The sequence below is a fragment of the Persicobacter diffluens genome (genome assembly GCF_036244895.1).
GTDB classification, from domain to species: domain Bacteria; phylum Bacteroidota; class Bacteroidia; order Cytophagales; family Cyclobacteriaceae; genus Persicobacter; species Persicobacter diffluens.
In genome coordinates this window covers 270,766-285,947 of the sequence record NZ_BQKE01000003.1, presented here as the reverse complement: position 1 = coordinate 285,947, position 15,182 = coordinate 270,766, and the positions used below count along the sequence as shown (strand labels likewise).

The following is a 15,182-nucleotide window of genomic DNA, read 5'->3' as shown; positions in this document are numbered from 1 at the left end:
AGGGAATAGCAAGCTCGTCCTAATTAAGGCGATTAAAAATCAGCAAATCAAACTGAAATAACTTGGTAATAGATCGTTTTAGGCCAAGAGCCTGTGGGATTATAATTGACTTCGCTAAAATCACAACATATTATTTTGGCCATTAAACTGTGCATTGAAGTCAAATTAACCTTAAAGGCTATTTTGCGAGAATTGGAAAGATATTTCCTTCAATTGAAATTAGAGATCCCCAATAATATTTCGTCTAATTGACTAAATTGGTATAAATCCAATAGGTTCCTAGCGGTAAATAATCCTGCTTAAGCTTCGGCAATTAGATCCAGGAATTCTTCTTCGCTGATGATTTCAATATGATAATCTTTCGACCTGAGTTCCGCCACTTTTCGCATTTTGGTAGATCCGCTTTGTGGGTTATTGGTGACTAAAAAGGAAGTATAACGGGAAACATTTGCCGGATGAGTGATGGCGCCTGCCTTAGCCGCCATGCTTTGGGCCTCCCCTCTGGAAAGTGAATTGAGCGCCCCGGTGAAGGCGACTCTTTTGTTTTTGAGCAGGCTATTTTGATTAATGGCAATATTGGTAGGGGCGTTATAATCTACCGGTATGGTGATGGGGCGGTTGATTTCCGGTCTCCGGTAAGTACCTGCCAGGAGTTTTCCACTTTGGCCTGCAAATATTTCATACAAATCTTCAATATGATTCAATTCAAAGTGCTGAAGAAAGTGCACCATTAATTGTCCACATACTAAAGCATCGCTTTCCGCATTGTGGTGGGTAAGTTGCAACTGGTAGCAGTGTGCTAAAGTGTTAAGCTTATGATTGGGGAGGTGAGGGTGGATTTTTTTGGCTATTTGGTAGGTGCAGGCGTAATTTTTGTCAGGGAAGGAGATGTCTACGGCTTCCAGGGAAGCGCGTAGCACGCTCATGTCAAAACCTGCGTTATGACAAACAATCATATCGGCCTCAAAATCTTTTTCAATGATGTCCCATATGGCCATAAAATCCGGTGCATCCTCCACATCTTCTGGCCGGATGCCATGTACGCCGATATTGATAGGAGCAAAATACAGGGGCTCCGGACGAATATAAAAGTGTGCAGAACGGATGCATTGGCCATTTTCAAATAAGGCTACCCCCACCGAGCATGCGCTGTTCCTTGCCGTATTGGCTGTTTCAAAATCTAATGCTAAAAACCTCATCTCTTCCTTAAATAAGCCGACAAAGATAGCAGATTTATGCAGCATATAATGTATAAAATCAGAGATTACTGCATTGGAGGCTTTGGTTATGGGAAAGGGATATTTTAACTGAATTATTTGTAGTTAAATAAAGTGATTCGTCTGTGGTGGCTTTTGTTTTAATATAATAAGTTATCAATTGCTGAATTGATAATTGCCCAAATTTGAGCACGCTTGCTTTCTCCTCATTCATCTACTTCGCTGATAAAACCTTGAACTAGGAGCCTGTCGGATATAATTGACTTCACTAAAATCACAAAATATTATTTTGTCCATTAATTGTGTATTGAAGTAAAACTAGCTCTAAAGGCTATATTTCGGGAGTTGGAAATATATTTTCTTCAATTGAAAATAGAGGCGCCAAATAATATTTTGTCTAATAGAATAAAATGGTATAAATCCGACAGGCTCCTAGGAGAAATTATGTCATTTTTGCCTCCTTGGAGCTTAATAAGGATGTAAGCATGGATAATCCGGGCTTGCTGTGATTTCGCCAAATAAGTCTGCCTCTGGTACAATTGGTTAAAAAACGCAGGTGGGGAAATAGAGGGTTTGGCTAATAGTTTTCGGATATGCTGCTTTGTTCAATTTCAGGTGTTTAGTAAGCAGTCCTTAATATCAATACTCCGTAGAGTTTTGAGCTATTGTAAAAAAAATGGTGACCTGTATATTTGTATCGCCAAACACCAACATACTAAGTCACCATCAAGAGCATCGAAACACTCCTAGCGCAAATATTCCATAAAATGTTAGACATTAACAAATGGGAGAGGGATTTCATGATAGAAAATTTGAAAGGACTACTGTCTTTCCGTGGTCGTAATAATTTCACCAACATGAGTCGGTATCTGCGGTACAATGAGGCCACGATTAGATCATGGTATGAAAAATATTTCAATTACCTTTTTTTCAATATTGAGCTCATTAAGACACTTAAAGATGAATTGCGCATCATTGCCTTTGATCCAAGTTATGTTTCCAAAAGTGGTCAACTCACCCCAGGTTTAGGGTACTTTTGGTCAGGCTGCGATAATTCAACAAAAAGAGGTCTAGAAATTACTGGAATAGCAAGTGTTGGCCTCGAAAGTAAAACCGCAATGCATTTAGAGGCCCATCAAACCTTTAAGAGTGAGGACGAGTCATTTAATTTGCTGACCTTTTATGCCAATTTGATTTTGTCAAATGTTGAATTGTACAAGCAAGTATCAGATAGTGTGGTTGTTGATGCTTACTTTTCGCGCTTTACATTCGTCGATCCAATAGTAGAAAAAGGGTTTATTGTCATTAGTAAATTGGCTAAAAACGCATTTCTTCGTTACAGAAATACCGAACCACCTACCGGAAAAAGAGGGCGACCCAAGGTCTATGGAGAAAAAGTGAAATTTAATAATCTTGACCAAAGACACTTTACACTATGTTTCAAAAATGAAAACTCGGAGGCTTTCGAAGCAGAGGTTCATAGTAAAAGTCTTAAACGATGGATCAAGTGTGTGGTCGTCGTTACTGAGCTTGACAATGGGAAAACCAGACGAGAAATTTTATTCAGTACAGACATTAATCAAAGCGGTTCCGCAATAATTGAGCGTTATCGACTTCGATTTCAAATTGAGTTTCTATTTCGAGATGCCAAACAATTCACCGGTTTGACTCACTGCCAAGCAAGGAGTAAAAATAAGATACATAATCACATAAATATGTCTCTAACGGCGGTGTCCGTGGCAAAGGCGCTTCACTATTTTGATAATAAAACCGAAGAAAAGGAACCCTTCTCATTATCAAGTATTAAGATGCTATATTTTAATCGAAACTATATCCAAAGAATATTTAAAGGGTTCGGGATTGCCCCCGAACCGTACAATAATTCAGAGCAAATGCTCCAAATAGAGAGATTTGGCTGTATTGCGGCCTAATTCTTTACGGAGTATTGTAATATTAAGGCCTCAAAAGGGACGTATGTTTGCTGCAGTAACTGTTGGTTTTGGCATGGTCCCTCTGACTATTTTTCAAAAAAGTCCTCCATTAGTAATTGTGTATATCCCTTGACTAAATTGATTTCCTGTTTCGAATATGCTCCACTCAAATGAGGCACGGGAACATTTTTATCAATGTCGTAAACCACATATTTTTCAGGACTCGCCCAAATAATGTTTTCAAAAGAAGACGAATAGGCGTATTCCGGCATTTGATGGTTAAAGAGGTTTTTACTCCAGGGATATCTTGTTGTCGGGATTTCCATCAGATGGAAGAGCGAAGCAGCAATGTCTATTTGGGAGACCATACGCTCATCCCTTATGCCGCGGTATTTTTCTTTAATGACATCTCCGAAAAAAAACAGCGGGATCAGTCGCGATTCATAGCAGTCTCTGGGCCATTGGCGGGGAGATTTACGAGCATGATCGGCTACAAAAACAAAGAGAGTGTTCTTATACCAGTCGGTTTGCTGGGCAGCCTGGAAAAATTCTTTTAAATGGTGGTCCGTATAATAGGCTGCATCCAATAAGTGATTCATGACTTTCCCCACCTTGAATGTTTTAATTTTAGGGTGATCAAAAGGATCATGTGTGGCCGTCGTTAAAATGCCGGAACAGAAAGGTTTCGGAGCCTTATTCAAGTCGTCCAGTAGTTGCGGAAATACCGTTTCCTCATGGTAACCCAGTCCGCCTTTTTTTTCCGGTAAATCCCAAAAGGTTTCATCTATGATTAGGTCCAGTTTTTTGGTATAAAGCCAGGCCTTCATATTGATATAGGATAGTTCGCCCCCATAATGGAAGGAGGTCCAGTATCCTTCCTTTTGTAATTCTTCCGTGATGCTGGGGGTGTTTTTATGTTTGGAGAGCTGCCCGACAATGGCAGTTCTGGGCTGAGCCGGATAGCCGCCGTAAACGCAGGTAAGCCCTTGCTCTGTACGGGTGGCGGAAGAAATACATTGGGTAAACGTATAGCCTCCATCCATTAAGGTTTCCATAAAGGGTGTGGCGCCGGGATATCCACCCAAACTTTCCACTACATCAGAAGTGAATCCTTCTAAAAGAAAAATGAGAATATTGGGGCGCTTTTGCGTCAGGATGTTAAAGGAACTATCCTGCTGCTCAGGCTTTAGGAATGCTTCCAGATATTGCTCTGCTTCCGCTTTTGGCATATAGATCATGGTGTTTTCTTCCCCGTTACGCGCATTATTTTCAATGCTTTGGATTAGATTCCAATGACTATTAATGGTTCCCCAATTGATGATATCGTGCCTGGAGAAGATCACCACACTTTGGGTGATGGGCGTCATTTGAAAGAGTCCTCCCCTAATGCCCCAAACCAATGCTAACGTTAAGATGACAAATTGTGGAATCGCTAAAATCGGCTGGTGAGTGAGTTGTATTTTTTGATGATGGATAAAGCGAAGATATAATAAAAGGCCGATAAAAACCTGAACTATGGAGAGGAGTGTAGTTTGAAGGGTAATACCGGGACTGGTGACATCCATAACCAGTGCCGGCTCTTTCAAATAGCGTAAAACATTAAAACTTAATTTTGTCTGCCATACTTCATAAACGGCAATTTCTGAACTAATGATAAATGAAAGCACCACCAGAAAAAAGGTGGTAAATATCAGGTTGATGCTTTTAACCAACTGACTAATTGGAAATAGGGTGCCCAGCAAATTGAGTACTAAGGGAAAGGCAATCAGATAACCTGCCGTGGAGGTATCTAATTTCCATGATTTGAAGTAGGAAAAGATGATTTCTGAAAAGGGAACGGGAGCCAATTCTGTCCAGTTCATGAGATAGAACAAACTTCTCTCCACCGCAAAGATGACCATCCAAAAAAAATAAAGACGCAGGGTCATGGTGGTCAGACTATATTTGGTAGTAATTTTTTCCGCAAATTTGTGCATAAATTTACAACACATGGGAGGGCGAACAGGTGTAATATTTTTCCCTTTTTAGACAGAAAAGCAAAAAAATGTACAAACGCAGGGAAAAAAATTTCAGATTAAGTGGGCAGCGTGCTTAGATCTTATGGGTAAGGTAATGATGTAAGGTGGATCGGAAAGTGTCCGGGTCAAAAGGTTTGGTGAGGTAATCATCCATACCCGCAGATAAGGCTTTCTTTTTGATTTCAATGGTAGCATTTGCCGTGAGGGCAATAATTGGAATGTGAGGATATCGGCTCCTTAAAATGCGAGTGGCCTGGTAACCGTCCATCACGGGCATCTCCAAATCCATCAAAATTAAATCCGGTGTTTTATCATCTTCTAAATGCTCTATTACTTTTTGCCCATTTTCTGCATGCACCATCTTCAAGCCCATTCTCTTTAAAAATCCGGCCGCGACCTTCACATTCATTACATTATCCTCCGCCAGCAGAATGGTTTTTCCCTTTGGAATGTAGTCCGTAATAATTTCCTGTTTAGTGATGGATTTATCCGATAATGGGAAATAAAGGCTAAATCGGAAGGAAGAGCCTTCGTTGATTTTACTTTCTACGGTTATGCTGCCCCCCATAATTTCTACTAGGTTTTTGGTGATCGCTAAACCCAGCCCGGTTCCTCCAAATTTTCGGGTGGTATTGACATCGGCCTGCGAAAAGGATTCAAAGATTTGATCCACCTTGTCCTCGGGAATGCCTATTCCGGTATCAAAGATTTCAAAAGCTACCTCTACTGCATGGGCATGTCGTTTTAAAATGGACAGCCGCAAACCCGCATGTCCCTGCTCAGTGAATTTTATGGCATTTCCCCCCAGATTGGTAATAATTTGTCCCAGGCGGGTAGGGTCGGTAAGTACAGGAGGTATATCGTCTGTACATTTAAAAAGGAATTGAATGTCTTTTTCTTTCGCCTTAAAATTTAGTGCTTTGGAGAGCTGTCTGCAGGTATATTCTAAATCTGTGGGGATGGCTTCTAACTCCAGTTTTTGGGCTTCAATCTTATTGAAATCCAAAATATCACTGATTAAGCCCAGTAGATGTTTCCCTGAAAAATGAAGCGATTTTAACAAGTCTAACTGATCAGGTCTTGGGTTTTGATCCAATAATAAATGCCCCATACCAATAATGGCATTAAGCGGTGTTCTGATTTCATGGGACATTACCGAAAGGAATTGGGCTTTGGCATGGGCAAGCTGCTCTGCCTTTTCCTTTTCAATTTTTAATTGCCGGGTCCTGTGTTGAATTTTTTCCTCCAGGTTAGCATTATGCTCCTGTAACTTTTGATTGGCATAGAACAGCTCTAGAGACTTCTGCTCTAGTAATTGCTCTGCTGATTTACGGGCATTTTTTTCCCTTTGAATGGCGCGTTTAAAGGCATTTAACTCCAATTCACTCATTTGCGAGAAATTAGAAATTCCACCTTATCTCCTTTTTCGGTCAGCATTTTGGTTGAAATACTACACGCTGAATCGAAATATTTCATACAACCCATAATCAGACCTTCGGCCACCGGAGAAAGACAACGAATGGACTGGTATACCATTTTTAATGTCCTATCGTCCATTAGTTCTGTTTCAAAAGAAGGAAGCTCGGCATCCGGATATAACTTTTTTACCTCTACATGAATATAATTTTCGATAGTGGCCAAAAATTCAAAGGGATCGGTGACCCCCTCCATAAAATGAGGGTATAAACTGGCCAGCCTTGAAAACAAATGCTCCCCAAACACTTTCATTAAGTCTTCTACTCCAATCTGGGTTTCCTTATGCAGATTAGCCACCAGACTCAGCATTTCGTGGTAATCATAAGTGCCCACAGCGGTATAGGCCCCGCCGGAAGGCAGATTACTATTTTCAATGATGTTGTCCACGGTGGTGAAGCCGAATTTATCTTCGACCATATCAATAAACTCTGTAAAAACGACGCCTTTCATATTTGAGGTTGCTTGGGTACTTATAAAAATGGAACGTGGTGCAGGGCTTCAAGTTGGTTTTCCGGACTTAAGATTTCCATAAATGTAAGTAAATGTGAAAAAGATCGCTTTTGGGAACGGTTGCGGAACCGTTTTTTTTCGATGCACCCTTTTGACCCATTGTGTTTTCTATTTGTAACCGCTTATTTTATGACAAATGGAAAAACAATAGAGAAAAAAGCTTTTCAATTGTTAATCTGTTAAAAGGCTTCATTTGTAATTTATTTTAGCTGATATGTATTTTTTAGGTTATGATATTGGTACTTCTTCGGTAAAACTGTCCCTTGTGGATGCCGAGAGTGGTCAACAAGTGCTTTCGGTTACTTATCCCGAAACGGAACAGAAAATCGATGCGCCCCAAGCCAATTGGGCAGAGCAGGCACCTGAAATGTGGTGGGCTTCGCTTGTACAGGCCACTCGTATTGCCGGTGAAAAGGTGAATCTGAAAGAAGTGAAGGGCATCGGGATTACCTATCAAATGCATGGCTTGGTGATCGTAGATAAAAATCAAAAGGTTTTGCGTCCTTCCATTATTTGGTGTGATAGCCGGGCAGTGGAAATTGGAAATGCCGCTTTTGAAGCCATTGGAGCCGAGACTTGTTTGGCCCATCACCTCAATTCTCCCGGAAATTTCACCGCTTCCAAGCTGAAGTGGGTGAAAGAAAATGAGCCGGAGGTGTATGCCCAAATTCATAAGATGATGTTGCCGGGCGATTATATTGCCATGAAGTTGAGTGGTGATATTACCACAACTAATACGGGTTTGTCGGAAGGGATTCTGTGGGATTTCAAAGAAAATAATATTGCCTCCCTGGTGCTGGATCAATACGGCATATCCAAAGATTTGATTCCGGATGTGGTGCCTACTTTCGGCGAGCAGGTAAAGGTAAATGCGACTATGGCTGCCGAATTAGGACTGGCAGAAGGAACACCGGTATGTTACCGCTCAGGAGATCAGCCGAATAATGCGCTTTCGCTGAATGTGATGAAGCCAGGAGATATTGCTGCAACGGCCGGAACATCCGGTGTAGTATATGGCGTGAGTGATCAGTTACAATTCGATCCGAAATCCAGAGTGAATACCTTCGCCCATGTGAACCATACGGAAGCAGAGCGTCGGCTGGGGGTTTTATTGTGCATCAATGGAACAGGAATTCTGAATAGCTGGCTGAAAGGGCAAATCGGCAAAGAACTGAGCTATCCGGAAATGAACGATCTGGCCGCTCAGGTAAGCATCGGATCTGAGGGGTTGTCCATCTTGCCATTCGGAAATGGTGCCGAGCGAGTATTACAAAATAGTAATCCGGGCGCGAGTTTGCACGGTATCAATTTTAATCAGCATGGCCGTCCGCATTTGATGCGCGCAGCACAGGAAGGGATTGTTTTTTCCTTTTACTATGGGATGGAAGTGATGGCCGAAATCGGCATTAACCCCAAGGTAATTCGTGCCGGAAAAGCCAATATGTTTTTAAGTCCAATATTCCGTGAAACCCTGGCTGGGGTGTCCGGAGTACCGATAGAATTATATGAAACAGACGGAAGTCGTGGTGCCGCTTTAGGTGCTGCCTACGGAATGGGGCAATTTGCCACTTTCGATGAGGCCTTCGCTGCTACTGAAAATTTGGGCATGATCGAGCCGGATATGCAAAATGCGGCGCAGTATCAGGATGCCTACCAACGTTGGAAATCATTTTTGAAATAAATATTAATACCCAATACTATGAGTGAGTTTTTTAAAGGAATCGACAAAATAAAATTCGAAGGAGCAGACTCCAAAAACCCTATGGCTTTCCGCTATTATGATGAAAATCGTGTAGTAGCAGGCAAAACCATGAAGGAGCATTTCAAATTCGCGACTGCTTACTGGCATACTTTCTGCGGAGAGGGCGGCGATCCTTTCGGTCCGGGAACCCGTGAATTCCCTTGGGCAAATGTAGAGGACGCAGTTGAGCGCGCAAAAATGCGTATGGATGCCGCTTTCGAATTTATGGCAAAATTGGGTACACCTTATTACTGTTTCCATGATGTGGATTTGGTGGATGAAGGCGAGAGCATTGAGGAGTATGAACGCCGCATGAAGAACATTGTGGAGTATGCCAAAATCAAACAGCAGGAGACAGGGGTGAAGTTGCTTTGGGGTACAGCGAATGTATTCTCTAACCCACGTTATATGAATGGTGCTTCTACCAACCCTGATTTTAACGTATTGGCTTATGCCGCTACGCAGGTGAAGAACTCCATCGATGCAACGATCGCTTTGGGTGGTGAAAACTACGTATTCTGGGGTGGTCGCGAAGGTTATATGTCTTTGTTGAATACCGACATGAAGCGTGAGAAAGAGCATTTGGGACGTTTCCTAACCATGGCACGTGACTATGCGCGTAAGCAAGGCTTCAAAGGTACTTTCTTCATTGAGCCTAAGCCAGCTGAGCCGACTAAGCATCAGTATGATTTCGATTCTGAAACCGTGATTGGCTTCTTGAAAGCGCATGGTTTGGAGAACGATTTCAAATTGAATATTGAGGTGAACCACGCTACTTTGGCGAACCATACTTTCACTCACGAATTACAGGTAGCAGTGGACAATGGCATGTTGGGGTCTATCGATGCCAACCGTGGTGACTACCAGAATGGATGGGATACTGATCAGTTCCCTGTTAACTTGACTGAAATCACCGAAGCCATGTTGGTGATTCTTGAAGGTGGTGGATTGCAAGGCGGTGGGGTGAACTTCGATGCGAAGATTCGACGTACTTCATTCACAGATGAGGATCTGTTCATCGCGCATATTTCTTCTATGGATCTTTTCGCTAAAGCACTATTGGTAGCGAACGATATCTTGGAGAACTCAGAATACAAGCAAATCCGTAAAGATCGTTATGCTTCTTACGATGGCGGAAAAGGTGCTGCTTTTGAAGCAGGTCAGTTGACTTTGGAAGATTTGCGTGCACACGCATTACAAGCTGGTGAGCCGGAGCGTAAGTCCGGTCGTCAGGAATATATCGAGGCGATGATTAACCGTCACCTTTATTAATCAATAGCATTTGTTTTTACTTCTAAATTTGGAGCTCGGGTCATTGATCCGGGCTTTTTTTTATCCCGGATCATTCCTGTTTAAATCCTACTTTAGTTTCAAGGCGGGAAAAATGAAGGAATTTTTCCTATTTCGAGTTTTTCCCAACGAAGCAGATGAATGAGGAGAAAGCGGGATTATCCAAATTTGGGCAATAAAAAAATTAGCTGGAGTGAATGTAATGGAAAGATAATAAATCAGTTAAGGTGAATTACTAAAAATCTGGCGGTGAATAATTCGGCTTATGGGGGCTGCGGCCGCTTAGACGTCCGCACCGGGCTGGCGCGGCTCACCCCATCGGCCTTTTGGGCCGCTGTGGTTTAAACAGACCCGCTTCATCCCTGCCCCGGCCGGGCTAATCGCCCGTAAAGCTGGGGGAAGGCAGGTGGTTTTGAATCAAGAAACCGAAAACCTGAGGGAGAATTGCTTGTTTAAATGGAGGAAACCTATTTATTGAATGGATGAAAGTTGTTACAAACGCTGTTTTCCAAAAGGAAATGGATGCCCTCTTTGACGAGGTAGAAGAAAGCGAAGAGACGTTTTTACTTCAAAGAACGCCTACCTCCAATGGCGTGATCTTGCTTTCCCTAAAGGAATATAATTCAATCTTGGAGACCCTTCACCTCTTTTCAACCTCAACAAATTGGGAGGCCTTGAATAAATCTATGAGACAATTCAAGGCAGGTGAATCTTTAAAAACTAAAATTTGGTGATAGGCGAGTGTTCTTGGATCAAGCTTAAAACATATAATTCAATCCAATATAAACCGCATTATTCCCATCCTGCAGATTAAGTGCCTTGCCGTAATCGATACTTATAATAAAATTATCATTCATTGCCACCATGGTGCCTACTCCCATAGAAAGGTGCAGGCTCTCATTTTGGTCCCCAAAATGCAAGGCTAAATCCTCATCCGAGATTTGACTTTTATCGAAATCCACCGGATTGATGATCATTCCTCCATCCACAAAAGGGACTAATCCCAGGTAGAAATTTTGATTCAGCATTTGCCAGCGCACCACTTTAAACCTCATTTCAATATTGGCCAGTCCGAAGCCATCACCAACCACCCGGTTACGCAAAACCCCTCTCAGGGAGCTTCCACCACCTAAGGCATAGGAGGAGGCTCCGGTCAACACTGAAGTAATCATTTGGTTTTTGGCGTAAAATGGGATGTCTCCCCCAATTTTGCTTTGCAATGCCAGACGATAGGAAAAGTTGATGTTTTTGGGCACAATCGTTATATAGTGTCGGAAAATCATCGATCCAATGGTGTAGGTAGGTTGGTTTTCGAAAGGTAAGGCCTGAGAAATTAAACTTTCAAACCACATACCGGACATCGGGCAAGCCAATTGGTCCCGGCTGTCATAGGTGATACCTGCGGTGAGCAATGGAATCCAGCCGCCGCTGGCTTCTTCATCGGAGATTATACCCCATTCCTGATATTTTTGAAAAAGTCCAGGTTGGTCATCATGGGAAGGAATAAGTTCATCCGCCGATTTTCCCTTATTCAGCTTATCGATGTCTACCAGGTCGGAGGAAATTTTCTGCATATTCCAGCCGGCAATCCATCCCCAGTGAGACTGCGCGAATTTCCCCTGAAAGTCCACTTTGAAGCGGAAAAAGTCGTTTTTAAACCGATAGAACATCTTGGATTTGTAGGCGGACGATTCCTGATCTTCCCATTCAGGATGATAGCGCGATTCATATCCATTATACCCAAAGAAATTTTCCGCTTCATTGGGTATATAACTTAAATCTGCTGTCAAACGGATTTTAGGGATCAGGTATTCCGAATCGTAATACAAACGATAAATACTGCTTCCTTTAGTGAATCGGCTGTATTCCATATACAGGGAGTGGTGATATTGCGGATAGTCTTGGCCGTCACCGTAATTGTAAATATTGGCCAGGAAACCATATTGAAACCCAAGGTCGTGGTCATAGCTGACCACAGGGAGCGCTCCCACATTATAGCCTTTTTTTATTTCTTCTTGTTCTTGCGCCATGCAAAAAAATGGCATCAGGCACAGGGTAATGAGTAAAAGTGGTTTAGTCATTTTCAGGTAGTACAGGTATTAAGCAAAAATCAAAGCTAAGCATTTCATGGGAAGTAACCAGTTCATTTGGGCATCACTTTGAATATACCTTAACCGGAATTATACACCGCAAAATTCATCCAATCAACTCAAGTCGCTTTACTTCAGTTTTTTACTGGTGTTTTCTTTGGTTTTAAACAGCCCGAATTTGGACAGGCAATCTTTCTCTTCATTCATCTGCTTCATTGGGAAAAAATCGAATTAGGAAACTATCTCGTCATTTTTTCTTCCCCTGCAGTTCAACGAGGATTTAAGCCTGAAAAATCCGGTTTAAAACTAAAAAATGTTTGATTCAAAAATCCGGGCCGGTATTGGAGGTGATTTTTTTCCTTTCCTAAGCGTGAAAAAGGCTTAATTGGGTCTTTCTTAAAATGGTTTAATATGAAAAGATTTTTTGTTTTATTAGTGCTGGTGGTTGTCAATGTCAGCTATGTTTTGGCACAACCTTATTTTTTGGAAGGAAAAGATCCTTTGGAAAAAGGAAAAAAATGGCAGAAGGTGGAAGCGCTGTCTGATGAGTTTGAGGGGAAAAAGGTGGATTTGGAAAAATGGCAGATCGAGCCGGAAGGAAATGGCTGGATGTGGATTGGCAGACCGCCCGGATTATTTGAGTCCAAAAATGTTTCGGTGAAGAAAGGTAAGTTGAAGGTGGAAGTTTCCAAATTGAAAAAAGAGCAACACATTAATGGCCGGGATTTCAAATATACCGGCGCTATTGTGCGATCCATTGAGCCGGGACAGCCGGGCTGGTATTATGAGGCGCGCATGAAAGCCAATGCTACGGAGATGTCTTCTACCTTTTGGCTGATGACCAATAATAAGGATTGTCAGAAAAAATTGGAGCTCGACATCCAGGAATGTGTGGGCGTCACCTCTGACCTGACCCATAAATGGGCGAAGAACTGGGATCAGATTTATCATTCCAATGCGATTCACCGTAAGACCAACTGTAATCCGGAGCCGACGCAAATGCAAGCCAGTGTGAAGACGGAGGTGGCAAACCATGAGCGTTACTTCGTGTACGGGGCCTGGTGGAAATCGCCGGAAGAGATTTTGTTCTATCTGGACGGGGAATATCAGTACACCATTAAACCCAGTACGCCTTTTGATATGCCGGCATGGATTCAGATGGCCATTGAAACCTATGACTGGAACCCGGTGCCGGAAGATGGCGGTATGGTGGCCTCCGGCAATAAAGCAGAACGGACGACCTCCTATGACTGGGTTCGGGTTTGGGAAGTGGTGGACGATATTGCACAGTAGCACTGGTTTGGCTTAGGGATGAAGCGGGCTTGTTTGAGCTCCTTTTGCCGGCGATGGTTTTGGGGTCAAATTATTCATGGCCGGCAAAAGAGCGAGCCGCGCCAGCCCGACCGACGACAGGAGGGAAGCCCCCAAAAAAGTTCACGTAGAGCGTGTTTAGAAACCCGACCATCCGGCTGCAAATTCGAATTATTGGAAGCGATTTTGGATAATTTCTCCACAATTGCGATGCTATCCTCTCAAAATAATCCTTTATCGCTGCTACAATTATCAAATTTTCGCTACGCATTTTGCTTTTAAACAAGCTATTTAAAATGCAATATTCCAATCAAATTTGAATTTTGGATGTTGGTTGTTTAGTTTCGCTGGATTTTAATTTGTAAATGATAACACTATGAAGGACCCAAGAATAGACCAACTGGCCCATAATCTGATTAATTACTCTTGTGAATTGAAAGCAGGGGAGAAGGTATTGATTGAGAATTTTGGAGTGGAGAAGGAATTGGTGACCGCCTTGGTGCGTGAGGCGTATAAGGCCGGGGCGCTGCCATTTGTTGCTTTGAAAGATCTGGAGGTGGAGCGTGCTTTGCGAATGGGCGCTTCAGAGGAGCAATTTGAGCGTATGGCAAAGGCGGAAGCGGATTTGATGCGTGATATGGATGCTTATATTGGCTTACGTTCCGGTTCTAATGTGAATGAACTTTCGGATGTGCCACAAGAGAAAATGAAGATTTTCAATGAGACCATTCTGAATAAGGTGCATTTGGAATTGCGTGTGCCTAAGACACGTTGGGTAGTGTTGCGTTATCCGAACCCTTCTATGGCGCAGCTGGCAAAAATGAGTACGGAAGCTTTTGAGGATCATTACTTCAATGTATGTAATTTGGATTACTCGAAGATGGACCGTGCGATGGATAGCCTGAAGGCCATGATGGAAGCGACAGATGTGGTGGAAATCAAAGGACCGGGGACAGATTTGAAATTTTCGATTAAGGAGATCCCGGCGATTAAGTGTTCCGGTAAACGCAATATTCCGGATGGAGAGGTGTTTACCGCTCCGGTGAAAACTTCGGTGAACGGTACGATCAGCTATAATGCCATGTCGCCTTACCAGGGCTTTATGTTTGAAAATGTAAAACTGACATTTAAGGATGGGCAGATCGTGGAGGCGACGGCCAATGATACCGAGCGTATCAATAAGATTTTTGATACGGATGCAGGGGCGCGTTTTGTGGGCGAATTTGCCATTGGCGTGAACCCTTATATCATGCACCCGATGGGGGATATTCTTTTTGATGAGAAAATTGGTGGATCTTTCCATTTTACTCCAGGTCAGGCTTATGAAACGGCTGACAATGGAAACCGTTCTTCGGTACACTGGGATTTGGTTTGCATTCAGCGTGAAGATTATGGTGGAGGAGAAATGTATTTTGATGGCAAGCTGATCCGTAAGGATGGTATTTTTGTGGTGCCGGAACTGGAAGGCCTGAATCCGGAGCAGCTGAAGTAAATCACGATTTTTCTTTAGAGCTTGTTAAAAAGCCACAAATTCGCAGCGAAAAATTGATTATTGCAGAAGCGATACCGATTATTTTGAGAGCATAGCATCTCTATTG

At 42.6% G+C, this 15,182-nt stretch carries 11 protein-coding genes; 6 read left to right on the top strand and 5 right to left on the bottom strand.

The features are described 5' to 3' along the window. Window positions 1-299: 299 nt before the first annotated feature. The gene (locus AAA970_RS20640) at window positions 300-1,244 is read right to left on the bottom strand and encodes an exonuclease domain-containing protein (protein WP_338238780.1); all 945 of its coding nucleotides are present in this window, start codon (window positions 1,242-1,244) and stop codon (window positions 300-302) included. Between the two features lie 740 nt (window positions 1,245-1,984). Between AAA970_RS20640 and AAA970_RS20635 the strand changes: the two genes are divergently transcribed. Next, on the top strand, window positions 1,985-3,148 hold the full coding sequence (locus AAA970_RS20635; RefSeq protein ID WP_338235692.1) for a transposase: 1,164 nt from the start codon (window positions 1,985-1,987) through the stop codon (window positions 3,146-3,148). 86 nt (window positions 3,149-3,234) lie between these two features. On the opposite strand, the gene AAA970_RS20630 is transcribed toward AAA970_RS20635, so the two are convergent. From AAA970_RS20630 to AAA970_RS20620, 3 genes are all read right to left on the bottom strand, one after another. Continuing rightward, window positions 3,235-5,124 carry an LTA synthase family protein gene (locus tag AAA970_RS20630; RefSeq protein ID WP_338238779.1) on the bottom strand — a complete coding sequence of 630 codons (1,890 nt, stop codon included), beginning with the start codon at window positions 5,122-5,124 and terminating at the stop codon, window positions 3,235-3,237. A gap of 115 nt (window positions 5,125-5,239) precedes the next feature. After that, entirely contained in the window at window positions 5,240-6,556 is a 1,317-nt protein-coding gene (locus AAA970_RS20625; RefSeq protein WP_338238778.1) for a response regulator, read from the bottom strand. Beyond that, a complete protein-coding gene (locus AAA970_RS20620; protein WP_338238777.1) occupies window positions 6,553-7,092 on the bottom strand; it encodes a heme NO-binding domain-containing protein in 540 nt (179 codons plus the stop codon). Before AAA970_RS20620 ends, AAA970_RS20625 begins: the two co-directional genes overlap by 4 nt. Window positions 7,093-7,366: 274 nt before the next feature. On the opposite strand from AAA970_RS20620, the gene AAA970_RS20615 reads away from it, so the two are divergent. From AAA970_RS20615 to AAA970_RS20605, 3 genes are all read left to right on the top strand, one after another. Next, window positions 7,367-8,833 (top strand): xylulokinase, encoded by a 1,467-nt coding sequence (locus AAA970_RS20615; protein WP_338238776.1) that lies wholly within the window; start codon window positions 7,367-7,369, stop codon window positions 8,831-8,833. 18 nt (window positions 8,834-8,851) lie between these two features. After that, window positions 8,852-10,165 (top strand): xylose isomerase, encoded by a 1,314-nt coding sequence (gene xylA, locus AAA970_RS20610; RefSeq protein ID WP_338238775.1) that lies wholly within the window; start codon window positions 8,852-8,854, stop codon window positions 10,163-10,165. Window positions 10,166-10,665: 500 nt separating this feature from the next. Beyond that, window positions 10,666-10,917, top strand: a complete 252-nt coding sequence (locus AAA970_RS20605; protein ID WP_338238774.1) for a type II toxin-antitoxin system Phd/YefM family antitoxin — start codon at window positions 10,666-10,668, stop codon at window positions 10,915-10,917. A 24-nt stretch (window positions 10,918-10,941) separates the two neighbouring features. Here the strand turns inward: AAA970_RS20605 and omp85 are convergent, their stop codons facing one another. Continuing rightward, window positions 10,942-12,264, bottom strand: a complete 1,323-nt coding sequence (omp85, locus tag AAA970_RS20600) for an Omp85 family outer membrane protein (RefSeq protein ID WP_338238773.1) — start codon at window positions 12,262-12,264, stop codon at window positions 10,942-10,944. Between the two features lie 420 nt (window positions 12,265-12,684). Between omp85 and AAA970_RS20595 the strand changes: the two genes are divergently transcribed. Next, on the top strand, window positions 12,685-13,566 hold the full coding sequence (locus tag AAA970_RS20595) for a LamG domain-containing protein (RefSeq protein ID WP_338238772.1): 882 nt from the start codon (window positions 12,685-12,687) through the stop codon (window positions 13,564-13,566). Window positions 13,567-13,960: 394 nt separating this feature from the next. Then, complete coding sequence (locus tag AAA970_RS20590) at window positions 13,961-15,076, top strand: aminopeptidase (protein ID WP_338238771.1); 1,116 nt, start codon at window positions 13,961-13,963, stop codon at window positions 15,074-15,076. Window positions 15,077-15,182 lie beyond the last annotated feature (106 nt).